The sequence below is a fragment of the Candidatus Limnocylindrales bacterium genome, from assembly GCA_035571835.1.
GTDB lineage: Bacteria > Desulfobacterota > Binatia > UBA1149 > CAITLU01 > DATNBU01.
On record DATNBU010000033.1, the window covers coordinates 1 to 15,192 of the forward strand.

At 64.0% G+C, this 15,192-nt stretch carries 13 protein-coding genes; 1 reads left to right on the forward strand and 12 read right to left on the reverse strand.

Annotation, left to right across the window (positions count from 1 at the left end):
• The 11 genes from VN634_14620 to VN634_14670 form a co-directional block, all read right to left on the reverse strand.
• Window positions 1-311: cytochrome c oxidase subunit 3 (locus tag VN634_14620; protein HXC52117.1), on the reverse strand; the 311-nt coding region annotated here is incomplete at its 3' end.
• Window positions 304-1,935, reverse strand: coding sequence for a cbb3-type cytochrome c oxidase subunit I (locus VN634_14625; GenBank protein HXC52118.1), 1,632 nt, complete (start codon window positions 1,933-1,935; stop codon window positions 304-306). The genes VN634_14625 and VN634_14620, both read right to left, overlap by 8 nt.
• Before the next feature lie 23 nt (window positions 1,936-1,958).
• On the reverse strand, window positions 1,959-2,999 hold the full coding sequence (coxB, locus tag VN634_14630; protein HXC52119.1) for a cytochrome c oxidase subunit II: 1,041 nt from the start codon (window positions 2,997-2,999) through the stop codon (window positions 1,959-1,961).
• Window positions 3,000-3,004: 5 nt separating this feature from the next.
• Window positions 3,005-3,868 (reverse strand): SCO family protein, encoded by an 864-nt coding sequence (locus tag VN634_14635; protein HXC52120.1) that lies wholly within the window; start codon window positions 3,866-3,868, stop codon window positions 3,005-3,007.
• The gene (locus VN634_14640) at window positions 3,868-4,473 is read right to left on the reverse strand and encodes a hypothetical protein (GenBank protein ID HXC52121.1); all 606 of its coding nucleotides are present in this window, start codon (window positions 4,471-4,473) and stop codon (window positions 3,868-3,870) included. Before VN634_14640 ends, VN634_14635 begins: the two co-directional genes overlap by 1 nt.
• On the reverse strand, window positions 4,470-5,666 hold the full coding sequence (locus VN634_14645) for a hypothetical protein (GenBank protein HXC52122.1): 1,197 nt from the start codon (window positions 5,664-5,666) through the stop codon (window positions 4,470-4,472). The genes VN634_14640 and VN634_14645 overlap by 4 nt, the downstream gene beginning before the upstream one ends.
• On the reverse strand, window positions 5,659-6,336 hold the full coding sequence (locus VN634_14650; GenBank protein ID HXC52123.1) for a cytochrome c: 678 nt from the start codon (window positions 6,334-6,336) through the stop codon (window positions 5,659-5,661). Before VN634_14650 ends, VN634_14645 begins: the two co-directional genes overlap by 8 nt.
• Window positions 6,333-6,875, reverse strand: a complete 543-nt coding sequence (locus VN634_14655) for a DUF3341 domain-containing protein (GenBank protein ID HXC52124.1) — start codon at window positions 6,873-6,875, stop codon at window positions 6,333-6,335. The genes VN634_14650 and VN634_14655 overlap by 4 nt, the downstream gene beginning before the upstream one ends.
• A gap of 1 nt (window position 6,876) precedes the next feature.
• Entirely contained in the window at window positions 6,877-8,271 is a 1,395-nt protein-coding gene (nrfD, locus tag VN634_14660; protein HXC52125.1) for an NrfD/PsrC family molybdoenzyme membrane anchor subunit, read from the reverse strand.
• Window positions 8,271-11,288 carry a TAT-variant-translocated molybdopterin oxidoreductase gene (locus VN634_14665; GenBank protein ID HXC52126.1) on the reverse strand — a complete coding sequence of 1,006 codons (3,018 nt, stop codon included), beginning with the start codon at window positions 11,286-11,288 and terminating at the stop codon, window positions 8,271-8,273. Before VN634_14665 ends, nrfD begins: the two co-directional genes overlap by 1 nt.
• 37 nt (window positions 11,289-11,325) lie before the next feature.
• Window positions 11,326-12,003: a cytochrome c3 family protein gene (locus VN634_14670; protein HXC52127.1), complete on the reverse strand. Its 678-nt coding sequence runs from the start codon at window positions 12,001-12,003 to the stop codon at window positions 11,326-11,328.
• 508 nt (window positions 12,004-12,511) lie between these two features.
• On the opposite strand from VN634_14670, the gene VN634_14675 reads away from it, so the two are divergent.
• The gene (locus VN634_14675) at window positions 12,512-14,725 is read left to right on the forward strand and encodes a right-handed parallel beta-helix repeat-containing protein (protein HXC52128.1); all 2,214 of its coding nucleotides are present in this window, start codon (window positions 12,512-12,514) and stop codon (window positions 14,723-14,725) included.
• Between the two features lie 45 nt (window positions 14,726-14,770).
• Here VN634_14675 and VN634_14680 read toward each other — a convergent pair whose 3' ends face one another.
• On the reverse strand, window positions 14,771-15,178 hold the full coding sequence (locus VN634_14680) for a hypothetical protein (protein HXC52129.1): 408 nt from the start codon (window positions 15,176-15,178) through the stop codon (window positions 14,771-14,773).
• Between the last annotated feature and the right edge of the window lie 14 nt (window positions 15,179-15,192).

The window sequence follows — 15,192 nt, forward strand, 5'->3', positions numbered from 1 at the left end:
CAGATGAGCAGCTTGCGCTTGCCCATCTGCGCGGCACGCACCGCCATCACGACCGTAAGACTGCTGCACAGTAGCACTGCGGTATTGATCGCGCCGAGAGGGACCTTGATGCTGCTGCTGGCAGCGGCAAAGTCAGTGAAATAATTCAGCCGGTACACCAGATAGGCGAGGAACATCCCGCCAAAGAACATGATTTCCGTACCCAGGAAAAGCCACATCCCCAGCGATGCAGAGTTCCTCTGCTGCTCTTCGTCGGCGAAGTGGTGCAGCAACTCAGGACGATGTTCGGTGGCGGCGTGGCTATCAGTCACCAAAAGCCTCCTCAGGCGCGGGCGCAGGAATGTTTTCGTAGTCGTAAGCTTCCCAGGTTACCTGCGGTGTTTCGTCAAAATTGAAAGTGGTTGGCGGAGATTGCGTCATCCACTCGAGCCCGGAAGCGTTCCACGGATTCGCCGGCGCAGGCTTGCCATAACGCATAGACCACAGGAAATAAACCATCGGCAGCAGGTATCCAACCGCAAGGATGGTTGCACCCGCGGTCGAGAGCACATTCAGCACCTGAAACTCCGGAGAGTGCGAGTAGTCCCAATACCGCCGTGGCATTCCCATATAACCCAGCACAAACTGCGGGAAGAAGGTGAGATTGAATCCTACAAACACAATCAATGCCGCCAGCTTTCCCCAGCCATCCGGATACATGCGGCCGGAAATCTTCGGCCAATAGAAGTGCATTCCCGCCATGTATCCCATCACCGCCCCGCCGACCATGATGTAGTGGAAGTGGGCGACCACGAAGTAGGTGTCCTGCACGTGCATGTCGAGGCCGAGAATCGCAAGGAACAGCCCGGTCAGGCCGCCGATCAGGAACAGCCCCATGAAGCCGAGTGCGAAGATCATCGGCGATTCGAACGACACCGAGCCCTTGTAGAGCGTCGCGGCCCAGTTGAACGTCTTGACGGCCGACGGCACGGCCACCGCGAACGTCAGCACCGAGAACACCACCGCGGCGTACATCGACTGCGTGGTCGTGAACAGGTGATGCCCCCAGACCAGGAAGCCGATGATCGCAATCGCGAGGCTCGATGCCGCGATGAACCCGTACCCGAAGATCTTCTTGCGGGTGAAGGCCGGGATGATCTCGGAGATCACGCCCATGGCCGGCAGGATCATGATGTAGACGGCCGGGTGCGAGTAGAACCAGAAGAGATGCTGGAACAGCACCGGGTCGCCGCCGGCGGTCGGATCGAAGATGCCGAAGCCGCAGCGATCGAGGATCGCCATCAAAATGGTAATCGCGACCACCGGCGTGCCGAGCACCATCACCAGGCTGGTCGCGTACATCGCCCAGATGAACAGCGGCAGCCGGAACCACGTCAGGCCCGGCGCGCGCATCTTGTGGATCGTCACGATGAAGTTGAAGCCCGTCAGGATCGACGAGAAGCCGGTAATGAAGATGCCCGTTGCCGGCAGCACGACGTTGGTCGTCGCGTATGCGGTGCTGTACGGCGTATAGAGCGTCCAGCCGGTGTCGAGACCGCCCGTTGCCGTTGCCACCAGCGCGATCGTCGCACCGGTCAGGTAGACGTACCAGCTCAGCAGGTTGATCTTCGGAAAGGCGACGTCCTTCGCGCCGATCATCAGCGGAATGAGGAAGTTGCCCATCGTCGCCGGGATCGACGGAATCAGGAAGAAGAACACCATCACGATGCCGTGCAGCGTGAAGGCCTTGTTGTACGTGTCCGACGACAGCAGATCGCCGGCCGGGGTCAGAAGCTCGGCGCGAATCGCCGACGCCATCAGGCCGCCGATCACGAACATGACCGTGATCGAGATCATGTAAAGGATGCAGATGCGCTTGTGGTCGACCGTCAGCAGCCAGCTTTTGACCGTATGCCCGGCGTTCAGGTACGTGACGCGGCGCTCGTTCGATTCCATCGTATGCCCCTCTCCGAGCGCGCTCACTGATGAGCCTGCGCGCTCTGCGAAGTGCCGAGAGACTTGATGTATGCGATCAAGGACATGACCTGTTCCTCTGTGAGCTGGCCACCGAACGTCGGCATCGCCGGCGGGTAGCCTTTAACGACCTTGGCAAGCGGCGTCAGGATGGACTCGCGAAGATACGCGTCATCCGCAAGCACTTTGTCGCCGGACGCAAGCTCGACCTCGCTGCCCGGAACACCGACCAGGATCGGACCGATGCCGCCGGGCGTCGTGATGTGGCACGTCGCGCATGCCTTCTCCTGAAACAGCGCGGCCCCCGCCTGCACGGGTGAAGCTGCGGCACCGGCCGCGCCCTGCACGACCGATGCGCCGCCCGCCGAGCCCGACGCCGGACCGGCGGTACCCGCGGCGATCTCGACCGGCGACGGATTGCCGGTCGTCAGCCATGCTTCGTAGTCGGCAGCATCCATGACGGTGACGCTTCCGATCATGCGCGAGTGCTCGGTGCCGCAGTATTCGGCGCAGAAGAGGTGGAACGTTCCGGTCTGGGTCGCCTCGAACCACATCGTCGCGTAGCGGCCCGGGACCACGTCGGCCTTCACGCGGAACGCCGGCACGTAGAAGCTGTGGATCACGTCTTCGGAGGCCATCGTCAGCTTGACCGGGCGGCCGATCGGAACGTGCAGGTTGTTGATCTCGCGCCGGCCGTTCATGTGCTGGATCTTCCACATCCACTGCTTGCCGGTCACGAAGATTTCCATCGAGTTGGCCGGAGGAATCTCGAGCTTGAAGTAAAGGCTCGTTCCCCACGCGAAGATGCCCATGACGATGAAGAACGGGATGATCGACCAGACGATCTCCAGCGCGGTCGAGCCGTGGATATCCGCGCCGACGAGATTCTCGGGCGTGCGCCGGTACTTGATCCCCATGTAGATCATCGCGGCGATGACGGCGAAGGCGACCGCCCCGCAAAGCAGGACCATCATCACGTAGATCAGGTCCACTTCGGCGGCGTTCGTGGACGCCTGCGGCGGGAACAGCGACAACTGCAAAAACATTCTGGTCAGCTCCTCGAAGTGGAAGGATGCGTCTCGCGCCATCGGCTGAGGCCGATGAAACCGGCCAGGGAGAGAAGGGTCGCGATGCCACCGAGACGGACCAGCGCCAGGATCGAGGCACTGTACTTGCCCGTGGCCGGATCGTAGCGGTAGCAGTAAAGCATCAGCTGCTCGGCGAGCCCGCCGATCTTGCTGTCGGCGGCCTCGACGAACGCCAGCTTGAGATCGCGGCTCGAGAATTCGACGCCGAAGAAATAGCGCGAAAGCTGGCCGAGGCTGGTCAGCACGTAGATCGACGCGGCGTGCGCGTACTCGCCGGTGGCCGGCACGAACTTGTAGTGAAAGCCGACGGCGTCGGCGACGGCGCGAATCTGCGCCTCCTCACCGGTCAGGAAATGGAACCCGCCTTCGCTTCCCTTGCGTCCGTAGTTCTCGACGTAGGCGGCCTTCTTCTGGCGCGCGAGCTCGGGCGTTTCCTTCGGATTGATGCTGATGACGATCACGTCAAACTCGCTCGCCGCGCTGAACGTGAGCGGCCGCAGCGCCTTGATCATGCCGTTGAGCACCAGCGTGCACAGCATCGGGCATTCGAAGTACGCCATCGCGAGCACAGCCGGTTTCTTGTCGGGGCCGAAGTAGTCGCCGATGCGGACCTGCTTTCCCTCGTCGTCGACGAACGTCGCGTCCAGCGGCAGGCTCTGGCCGAGGTGCTGCTCGATGCCGACGCCCTGCAGCGGCCCCGGCGTGACGTTGGCCTGCTGGTCTAGCGAGCCGAGCGGCGCCGGCGCGATCGGAGCGGCGAACGCCGGCATCGCAACAGCGAGCGCGACGAACGCAACTCCAATCCGTCTGGCGACAGGCGAAAACATCAGTGGCCGTGCGCCTCCGCTTCGTGTGCAGCGCTGCCGTGAGCCGGAGCTTCGGCGTGGCCTCCAGCAGCATGACCTTCGCCGTGCCCGCCTTCGCCCTGAAGATCGCGACTGATCTTCCAGCCGCCGTCCCAGTCGGGCGCGCCGGAAGCTTCCGCGTGCTGCTCGGGAGCCTGGCCGTGCGGCGACATCGATGCGGGCACCTCGCCCTGGCGTGCCGGCAGGCCCTTGGCGACCAGCATTTCCATTGCGCGCTCGATCGGCACCTGGACGACGCCGGCTTCCTTGTCGACCCACGCGAGAGTCGACAGGCTCTTCTCTTCTGCCGCACGAAGCTGCGTAAGATCGTCCTTCGGGCGCAGCTGGAGCCGCGGCTCGGGCGGCTCTTTGGCAGCGTACTTCTCGGCAAGCGGATTGGCAGCAGGAGACGTGGCCTTCGCACGCTCGGCAAGGCCGAAATAGACGTAGTTCGCCGCGATCGTGAACACGATCGTGAATATCGCAAGGCCGAGGACCGAGAGGGCAACCGGCCTGGTCGCGACGTCGGTCGGTTCGTACCGGACGGTCTCGTTGCCGTGCGAGGTCGAATGCTCGTGTTCGCTCATGCGTGCTCCAGCTCGGCTTCGACGACCGGATCGTTGACCGCGATGACAGGATACGCGGTCAGGTTACCGATGTAGCGCCAGATCCACACGCCGCCGATTCCCAGGAACGTGGTCAGGTGCAGCGGATGGACGAAGAACGTCGTCGAGAACGACGGCGTGATCCACCAGAAGACGTCCACGTAGCGCATGCACCACAGCAGAGTGGCCACGCCTGCGATCGCCATCGGCTTGCGCTTGCGCGTACGCGACAGCAGCAGCCCGAACGGCACGACGAAGTGGAAGATGAACAGGAAGAGCGTGAGCCAGTGCCAGCCGTTCTGGTTGCGGACCACGTACCACCCGATTTCCTCGGGCAGGTTGGCTCCCCACATGATCAGGAACTGCGAGAGCTGGAAGTAGGTCCAGATCATCACGAATGCCAGGAGCAGCTTGCCGAGATCGAGGAACCGGTCCGGCGAGATCACGACCGACACCGGCCGGTGATCGGCAATGCGCGCCGACATCAGAATCGCCAGGCACATCGCCGTCAGGATCTGGCCGCCGGCAAACATCAGCCCGTAGATGTGCGAGAACCAGACGACCTCGATCGACATCGCCCAGTCGATCGCGGCCAGCGACATCGACAGCAGCCAGATGATGATGCCGATGTGGCTGAGCACGCTGACGCGCCCGGTGCGCGTGGCGCTGCGGCCCTCGACGTCGTCCTGGCGCGACCATGCGGTGAGACGCGTAGCCAGCGTGATCCAGATGGCAAAGTAGATGATCGCCCGCACGACGAACATCGTCGGGTTGAGGTACTGCGACTTGTACTGCAGGACGGCGCTCGCCTGCACCTGGGCCTGGTCGGCCCACGGGTAGATCTGGCTCATCCCGATGACGACGGGGATGAAGAACAGCGCCATCAGCGGCACGTTCATCGCAGCGGCCTCGGCCGGACGCCGGATCGCGGCGCCCCAGCGGCCGCCGCTCACGTACTGCATCATCAGCAGCACGGTGCTGCCGAGCGCGTTGGCGAGCCAGAAGATGAACGCGACGAGCCACGCCTGAAAGAACGCCTTCGGCCAAACCATCGCTCCGACCAGACTTGCGACCAGACCGATCGCGCCGATGCCGAGCGCGGGCATCTGAATCTTTCGCAGCACGTTGCTCGCCGACAGGTCGAGCTCCTGGCGCGTGAACCTCGACTCACTCACCGTGGGCCTCCTTGCCATGCTCGGAGCCGTGCTCGGCGCCTTCGGCAGGAGCGGGCTCGGGCTCGGGCGTGTCGAGCCGCACGCGCTCCTCGGACGTGAGGTCCTGGACGCTCGCATGATGGCTGAGCTGCAGGGCCTTGATGTATGCCGCGATCGCCCAGCGATCCTCGGCCGCAACCTGAAGCGAATACGACGGCATCACTCCGAATCCGTTGGTCATGACCTGGAAGAAGTAGCCCGGCACCATCGCGCGCAGGCGCTCGTCGTGGAACGACGGCGGATGCTTGTAGCCGCGCTGTGCGATCATTCCGTTGCCGTCGCCGATGCGCGAGTGGCACGGCGTGCAGTAGATGTTGAACCGTTCGCGGCCGCGCGCGAGCACGCCGGCCGTCACCGGGAACGGGAACGTGTCGCTGATCGCGTCGCCGTTCTTGCCGGTGAACAGGAGCTTGTCTTCCTTGAGCTGACCGCGGGCGATCGTTCCGGGTATGAGCTGCCGCGACGCGCGCTGGTCCTTGAAGAACGGACTCTTTTCGAGCGGCTCGTACTTGGCGGCGTCATGCATGTCCTGGCGGCATGCGGACGCCGACGCGGCCAGAACCAATGCCAGAGCGAAGCGGCCGAGCCCGCGACGCAGACCTCGGAGGTCCGAAGAGAAAACCTGCTTCACGAGTCGACCTCCGACACCGAGGCCGAGCCGAGGCCGGCAAGGAAGGTCTTGACGCTGGAAGCATCGAACTTGGGATCGATCGCTTCGATGCAGACGAAGAACCGGTCCTGCGACGCGCGCGCGAAGGCCGGCACGTTCCAGACCGGATGGTACAGCAGCGGAAGGCCGTTGATCGCGAGCATGCCGAAGACGGCAGTGAGCGAAGCCAGCAGGACCGTGGTTTCGAAAACCGGCGGGATGAACGCCGGCCAGCTGAACAGCGGGCGGCCGCCGATGTTGACCGGATAGCCGACCATGCTGACCCAGGTTGCCAGCGCGAATCCGCCGAGGCCGCCGAGGATGCCTCCGATCAGTACCATGAGCGCGACCGGATTCTGCGGAAGCCCGGCCGCCTGGCTGGCTTCGTGGATCGGGAACGGACTGTAGCCGTCGAACTTCGTGTAGCCGGCCGCGCGGATCTTGCGCAGCGCCGCGACGAACTCGTCTGGCGTCACGAACTCGGCCATCACGCCGTGAATGGTGTGCGTTGGTGCGTGCATGTCAGTGATGTCCCCCCTCCTTCAGCTCGGATTCGGGGACGAGAGTCCGCATCTCGAACATCGAGATCACCGGCAGGAAGCGGATGAACAGGAAGATCAGCGTCACGAACAGGCCGATCGTGCCGACGAACGTCATGATGTCCCACACCGTGGGGTAGTACATGCCCCAGGCCGACAGCATGTAGTCGTGCTGCAGGCTCGTCACGACGATCACGTAACGCTCGAGCCACATGCCGACGTTGACGAACATCGAGACGATGAACAGCGCGACCGCGCTCGAGCGTACGCTCTTCAGCCACAGCGGCTGGATCGCGAGGCCGTTGCAGAGGATCAGCAGCCAGTACGCCCATCCCGACGGTCCGCCCATGCGGTTGGTCATCATGAACGATTCGAACGAGTTGGCGCTGTACCACGACATGAACGCTTCGGTGGCGTACCCGTAACCGACGAACAGGCCGGTCGCGAGCATCACGCGCGCCATCAGGTCGAGGTGGCGGTCGGTGATGAAGTCCTTCATGTCGTAAGCGACGCGAAGCGGAATCGCGATGGTGAGCACCATCGCGAATCCGGCATAGACGGCGCCGGCCACGAAGTACGGCGGGAAGATCGTCGCGTGCCAGCCCGGGATCAGCGAAATCGCGAAGTCGAACGACACGACGCTGTGCACCGAGACGACCAGCGGCGTCGACAGGCCGGCGAGCAGCAGGTACGCCGTCTCGTAGCGATCCCAGTGCAGCGTCGAACCGCGCCAGCCGAGCGCGAGCACGCCGTAGATCTTCTGCATGGCCTTGCTGCTCGCGCGGTCGCGGAACATCGCGAAGTCGGGCACCAGGCCGACGAACCAGAACAGGATCGAGACCGTGGCGTACGTCGAAACCGCGAAGACGTCCCAGACGAGCGGGCTCCGGAAGTTCGGCCACAGCTCCATCGAGTTCGGATACGGGAAAAGCCAGAATGCGAGCCACGGTCGTCCGGTGTGAATGACCGGGAACATTCCGGCGCACATGACGGCGAAGATCGTCATGGCCTCGGCGAAGCGGTTGATCGACGTGCGCCAGTCCTGGTTGAGCAGCAGAAGGATGGCCGAGATCAGCGTTCCGGCGTGACCGATACCGATCCACCAGACGAAGTTGATGATCGCGAATGCCCAGCCGACCGGGTTGTTGACGCCCCAGATGCCGGTGCCGTTCATGAACAGCCACGTCACGGCCATCATGAGAACGTTCAGCAGCAGGAATCCGATGCCGAAACCGACCCACCAGCCGTCGGGATGCCTCTGCTGGAGGACGATGTCGCCGATGCCGGCGTTGACGCTCTCGAAGTCGTGGCCGGCTCCGATGACCGGCGGCGACCAGGAGACCTGATTGGCCTGCACCTTGTTCTGCATGGTGGACATCAGGCGTGGCTCCGTACTTCTTCTTCGACCGCAGGAAAGAGCGCTGTGATTTCCGGGTTCGGATTGAAGACATCGGCAAGGTACGACGTGCGCGGCTTGGTGCCGAGCTCGGCGAGCAGCGTGTAGTTGCGCGGGCTCGCCTTGAGGCGCGAGACCTGCGAGGTCTTGTTGTTGATGTCGCCGAAGACAATGGCGTCGGTCGGGCATGCCTGCGCGCACGCCGGCACGATCTCGCCGTCGCGCACGGCGCGGCCGTCACGACGTGCGGCGCTGCGCGTCAGCGCGATGCGCTGCACGCAGTACGTGCACTTCTCCATGACACCTCGGCTGCGCACCGTCACGTCCGGGTTGCGCTGCATCTTGAGCGTCTCGGTGTTCCAGTCGGTGTACAGCAGGAAGTTGAAGCGACGGACCTTGTACGGGCAGTTGTTCGCGCAGTACCGCGTGCCGACGCAGCGGTTGTAGACCATGTCGTTCAGGCCTTCGCTGCTGTGGTTGGTCGCGTTGACCGGACAGACCACTTCGCACGGGGCCTTCTCGCACTGCATGCACGGGACCGGCTGGTTGTGCAGCGACGGGGTCTCGAGATCGCCGCCGAAGTAACGGTCGACGCGGATCCAGTGCATCTCGCGGCCGCGCTCGCACTGGGCCTTTCCGACCACGGCGATGTTGTTCTCGGCCTGGCATGCGATCGTGCAGGTGTTGCAGCCGATGCAGGCGGCAAGATCGATCGTCATGCCCCACGCGTAACCGTCATAGCGCCAGTCGGCGTACATCGATTCGGTGGGATGGTGGTGATGCTCGCCGGCCGGATTCCTGCGGAACGATTCGATGTCGTCCTGGCGGAAAAGGTCGCGGCCTTCCATGCGGTGATGGGTCTGCGTGGTGACGAGCGACGCGACGCTGCCGGTCTTGCGCAGCGTGACGCCGGAAGCCGACCACGGATTCTTCGACGTGCGCAGCTGGTACGCGTTGAAGCCGACCGCCGTGCCGACGTGTCCGGCCAGCGCGCGTCCGTAACCGAGCTGCACCGAGACGGTATTCGGCGCCATGCCCGGCAGGATCCATACCGGCCCGTCGACCGAGGCTGCGCCGAGCCCGACCGAGACGACGTCGCCGTTGGCCAGATTCATTTTCGACGCGAGCGACGGCGCAACCAGCACCGCGTTGTCCCAGACCAGTCGCGACCACGGACGCGGAAGCTCCTGCAGCCAGCCGTTGTTCGCGAAACGGCCGTCGTGGACGCTCGGATCCGGACGGAACGCGATCTCCAGTCCGTCGGAGACAGTCACTGCCGGCAGCTGTGCGAGGTAGGTCCCGAGGTCCGAGCGCGGAGTCAGGCCGAGATCGGCGCGCTGCGTGGCCGGTACGAAGCCGTCGTGCACGGACCGGTTCCAGAAGGTTTCGAAATCGCCGCCGCTCATCGACTGTTTCCAGTGCTCGACGATGCGGTCGTGGTCGCTCTTGCCGGCTTCCCCGGCGAACAGCCCCACGACTTCGAGCGCGGTGCGTCCGGAATACAGAGGCTCGATCAGCGGCTGCTGGATCGTCACCGTTCCGTCCCACGTGCGAAGGTCGCCCCAGCTCTCGAGATAGTGAGATGCCGGAAGATGCCAGAGACAGACGCGCGAGGTTTCGTCGTTGTACGCCGAAAGATGCACGGTCGTCGGCACCTTCGTCAGCGCGCCGGCAAAATCGAGATCGGCCGGAGCGTCGTACACCGGATTGCCGCCGAGGATGATGAGCGCCTCGACCTTGCCGGCCTGCATCTCGGTGACGAGCGCCGCGAGGCCGTCGGCCGGAGCGGGAGCCATCTCTTCGGCCGGCTCGGTATAGAGCACCGTGCGGCCGGCATTGCCGAGCTTGTTGTTGATCGTGTGGCAGAGCGCGTGCACGGCAGGATCCTGCGATGCACCGGCCAGAACGAGGCCGGTTCCCTTGTGCGCGGTCAGATCCTTGGCGACGGCCTTGATCCAGGCCTCCGCGTTCGCGTCGAAGCCTTTCGGACGTGCGACGTCGAGGCCGAGCTCGGCAGCCAGCATGCGGATCGCCGCCGTCACGTGCGACGGCGACAGCGGCAGGCGATGGTCGGCTTTTCCGCCGGTGACCGTCGGCGTCGATTCGACGACGTAAAGCCGGTTCATCTTGAGCGACTTGTCGTCGACCTTGCGGCGCGAGATGAAGTCCTTCGCGTAACGGATCTGCCCGGCGCCTTCGGCGAGGAAATCGCCGTCGAAGGAGACGACGACGTCCGCCGTGCGGAAGTCGTAGCGCGCGTCGACGATGCGGCCGAACGCGAGGTCGGAGCCTTCGCGCTCGTTCTCGCGGCCGATCGGCTCCCACTGGTGCCAGTGCGCCTGCGGAAGCGCCGTCAGCACTTTCTTCATGGTCGCGGCGAACGTGGGCGAGATCGACGGCTCGGTCAGGAAACGAAGCCCCGCACCCTGCGTGGCCTTCTGCTTTTCGACCAGCGCAGCGACGTCGCTCGCGAAATTCTCCCACGGCAGGCTCTGGCCTGCGCGCACGATCGCCTGCGAACGGTCGGGATCATACAGATCGAGCACGCTCGCCTGCATCTGCACGTTGGTGCTACCGAGGCTCGCGGGATGCTCGGGGTTTCCCTCGATCTTGGTCGGCCTTCCCATGTGGCTCTCGACGAGCACGGGAAATGCCGAGCGGCCGACCGAATAGGCGGTCGCGTAGTAGAGAGGCTGGCCGGGCAGCAGCTCTTCCGGCTGCTTGACGTAAGGGAGAATCTTCTCGAGCGGCTGCTTGGTGCAGGCGGCAAGGCCCGACATCGCCAGCGATGCGCCCATCAGCTTGAGGAACTGGCGGCGATCGAGACTGGAGGTCAGCGAATCGACGGCGGCCGGAAACTCCGCGTGCAGGTAGTCGCGGAACTCTTGCGTGTCGGCCACTTCCTCGAGGCTCTGCCAGAACGTGCGACCGGTCTGATTGCGCAGCTTCTCGCGAAGTTCCGAGAGATCGTACTCGGGTGCTGTGGGGTCGAAACCCATCGTATTCCCTTTGGCCCTATGGCTGGATTAGCGGCTGTCAGCGGTGACACGTCGAGCAGTCGGTGCGCGGCTCGACGTGATATTCTTTGACCAGCTTCGCTCCGATCTCCTGCTGGCTCATTTTCTCGCCGTTCTCGTCATGCTCGTCCTCGGCCCGCCACGTGGTGTCGAACAGCTTGGCTTTCGGACGGATGGCGCTTGCCGGATTGCGATGACAGTCGAGGCACCATCCCATCGTCAGGGGCGCCACCGAATACGTCAGGTTCATCTTCGTGACGTCGCCGTGGCAGCTCGCGCACCCGACGCCTTTGGCGAGATGGGCCGCGTGATTGAAGTAGACGAAATCGGGAAGATCGTGGACGCGCGTCCACTCGAGCGACTCGCCGGTGCGGAAGCTCGAGCGCACCGGCTCGAGAATCGGCGCGTCCTTCCACATCTGCGAATGGCAGTTCATGCAGACCTGCGTCGGCGGGATGCCCGCGAACGTCGATTTCTCGACCGACAGGTGGCAGTAGCGGCAGTCGATCCCGAGCTCGCCGTTGTGGTGCTTGTGGCTGAACTGGACCGGCTGCTCGAGCGCCTCCCGGTTGCGCGTGACGAGCTCCAGCGAGTTGAACTCGTAGAGCCCCGCGAAGGCGACGCCGCCCAGCAGGCCAACGGTGGCGAGAACTACACGGAAGTAGGTATTGCTGCTCGGCTTGAAGACCTGGGCCATGGGATCCGCAAAATCTCCGACCGTTGGGGGTAACGCAAAACGTTACCTTAATCTGCCTGCGAAGCTCTTGAAGCGATTCTAATTCCAGCAGACCTGATTCCGAGATCGGGCTTCCGGTCTTCTGTGCTGGTGAGCGCGAACGCGCCTCCATAGAGAGTTCACGCTTTCCGGTCGAACGCTTCGCGCACAATTGTTCGTTCGGATCCGCAGACGTCGGTTGGATGTCGGCCAAACCCGCAGCGCCCGGCGCGTGCGTGCTCAGGTCGGGACCCGATTCGGACCGAATGTCGTCCGCGGGCTCACTTCCACGCTGGCTGATCCGGCTGCCGGACAGCTATGGTGACGCCGATTCGCCGGTTCGCCGGGTTCCGAGGGGGCATCTTTCATGTCGGTCTTTACAGCCAGTGCGGGAAAACCGCGACGCGTCCACGTTTCCGCCGAAAAGCGCGAACCCCGCGGTTTTTCTGGGTTTTTTCTGGGCCGCAGCGCGCTTTTGGTGGCCTCGGCGATGCTTTTCACCGGATTTGGCGGCCTTTCGGCCACGCAGGCCGCGGCGGCGATCCTCTCTGTTCCGGCCGGCTTCGCGACGATCCAGGCTGCGGTCAACGCGGCGGGCCCTGGCGATACGGTCGAAGTCTCGACCGGCACGTACCATGAATTCGTCAGCTTTCCGGCCAGCGGCACGGCGGGAAATCCGATCACGCTGGCGGCCAAAGCCGGAAACACCCCTGTCATTGATGGAACCGGCCTGGCGACGAGCGACCTCGACGGCCTCGTCTACATCGAGAACCGCTCGTACATCACCATCTCCGGCATGGAGATCGCCAACCTTTCGGCCTCGAACCCGAGCCACTTCCCGGCCGGAATCTGGGTGCGCGGCACGTCGCACCACATCCAGCTGCTCGGCAACACGGTCCATCACATCGAGAACGCCGGCTGCGCGAGCTGCGGGGCCCACGGCATCGCCGTCTACGGAACCAGCGGCACGAGCTCGCTGCACGACGTGACCATCGACGGCAACGAGGTGCGCAACTGCATCCTCGGCTGGAGCGAGTCGATGGTCGTCAACGGCAACGTCGAAGACTTCACGATCACGAACAACGTGGTCCACGACAACAACAACATCGGCATCGTCGCGATCGGGTTCGAAGGCGAGTGCGTCGGCTGCAGCGATGCGCTCGACCAGGCACGCGACGGCGTCATCGCCGATAACCTCGTCTACAACATCGATTCGCAGGGTAATCCGTCTTACGGAAACGAACGGTCGGCCAACGGCATTTACGTGGACGGCGGCGCGCGCATCGTGATCGAGCGCAACATCGTGCACGACAGCAACATCGGCATCGAGCTTGCGAGCGAACATGGAGGCAAGGCGACGAGCGACGTCACCGTGCGCAGCAATTTCGTCTACCGCTCGCAGACGATCGGCATGTCGATCGGCGGCTACGACAAGCAGCGCGGCAGCACCGAGAACTGCCGGATCGTGCACAACACGCTCTACGACAACGACACCGACCACTCCGGCGGCGGCGAGCTGCTGATGCAGTACGACACGCAGGGCAACGTGATCGAGAACAATATCATCTACGCGAATTCGCAGAACCAGTTCATCGCCAACGAGTTCACGCTGAATTCGGGCAACACGATCGATCACAACATCTACTACAGCACAGCGGGTGCCGCGGGTTCGTTCTGGGTCTGGAAGACCACGCCGTACGACGGCTTCGCGGCGTGGAAGGCGGGAAGCGGCAACGATGCGAGCTCGCTGTTCACCGATCCCATGCTGGTGAGCCCGGCTGCCGGAAACCTGCATGTCAGCGCCGGCTCGCCGGCAATCGGCGCAGCGGTTGCACTCGCCGGCGGCGCGGCCGGCACGCTCGACATCGACAGCACGGCGCGGGTTTCCGGAGGCGCGGCCGAAATCGGCGCCGACGAGCTCGCATGCGGCAACAACGTGACCGAAGGCGACGAGGAATGCGACGACGGCAATTCGACGAGCGGCGACGGATGCGACGCCAACTGCACGAACACAGCATGCGGCAACGGCATCGCGACCCTCGGTGAAAGTTGCGACGACGGGAATCTCGCGGCCGGCGACTGCTGCAACGCCGCGTGCCAGTTCGAGAGTGCGGGATCGTCGTGCGACGACGGTGAGGTCTGCACGTTCGGTGACGAGTGCAACGGCGCCGGCGTCTGTGCAGGCACGGCCGAGCTCGAGCCCTCGTGCCTGACGCCGGATCCGGCAACCGGCGGCTCGCGTCTGAAGCTGCGCGGCGAAGGAACTTCGGCCGACCGCCTTTCGTGGGCGTGGGGCAAAGGAGACGCGATCGACCTCGGTACGCTCGGCGACCCGACGGCGACCGACGACTATGCATTCTGCGTGTTCGTCAATGACGGCGTGACGCCTTCGCTGCTGATGAGCGCACTCGCGCCTGCCGGCTCATCGTGGGCCTTTACTTCGAGCTCGCTCAAGTTCGCGAGCTCGAGCCTCGCGCCTGACGGCCTCAAGCAGATCCTCTTCAAGGCCGGCGATGCGGGCCGCGGCAAGATCAAGCTCAAGGGCCAGGGCAGCGCGCTTGGTCTTTCGAGCCTCGGGTTCGGACCGATGGCGACGGTGTCCGCCGAGCTGCGCAACGTCGCGACCGGCGAGTGCTACGGCGCGACCTATGCGTCGCCGTTCCGCACCGACGAGCCGACGCGCTTCGACGACAAGACCGACTGAGCCGTGCCCTGGTGCGTGACCCAACGCTAGCGGGCGGGACAGCCTTCAGGGCACGACGCACGGCAGACAAAGCTGCGACTGCTTGACGAGCGTGACTTCGGTTGGTCCACCAGAGCTTGGACCCTGGAGAGCGAGCGAGTGAACGGCAGACCCCGCCGTCTTCGGATCGCACTTCGATTTGAAACAACACGTCGTGCCGGCTGCGACATGTGCCGCATCGCCGTTGATCGCTGCCGGGATGCAGACGGACGCCAGCTTGCCGATTTCGCACGTTGCGGTCGGTACTCCGGAAGTCGAGGAACCGGAGTCCACGCTGCTGAAAATCGGAACGATCGCAGACGAAGCACCGGTTTTGACCTTGTAGCAGTTGTACTCCTGCGCCGAAGCCGGTGCTGCAATGGCCAGCAGCCCGAGCGCCCACAAAGAGATCGACAGCGTAGTGTTATGTTTCATGGAACCGGCTTACC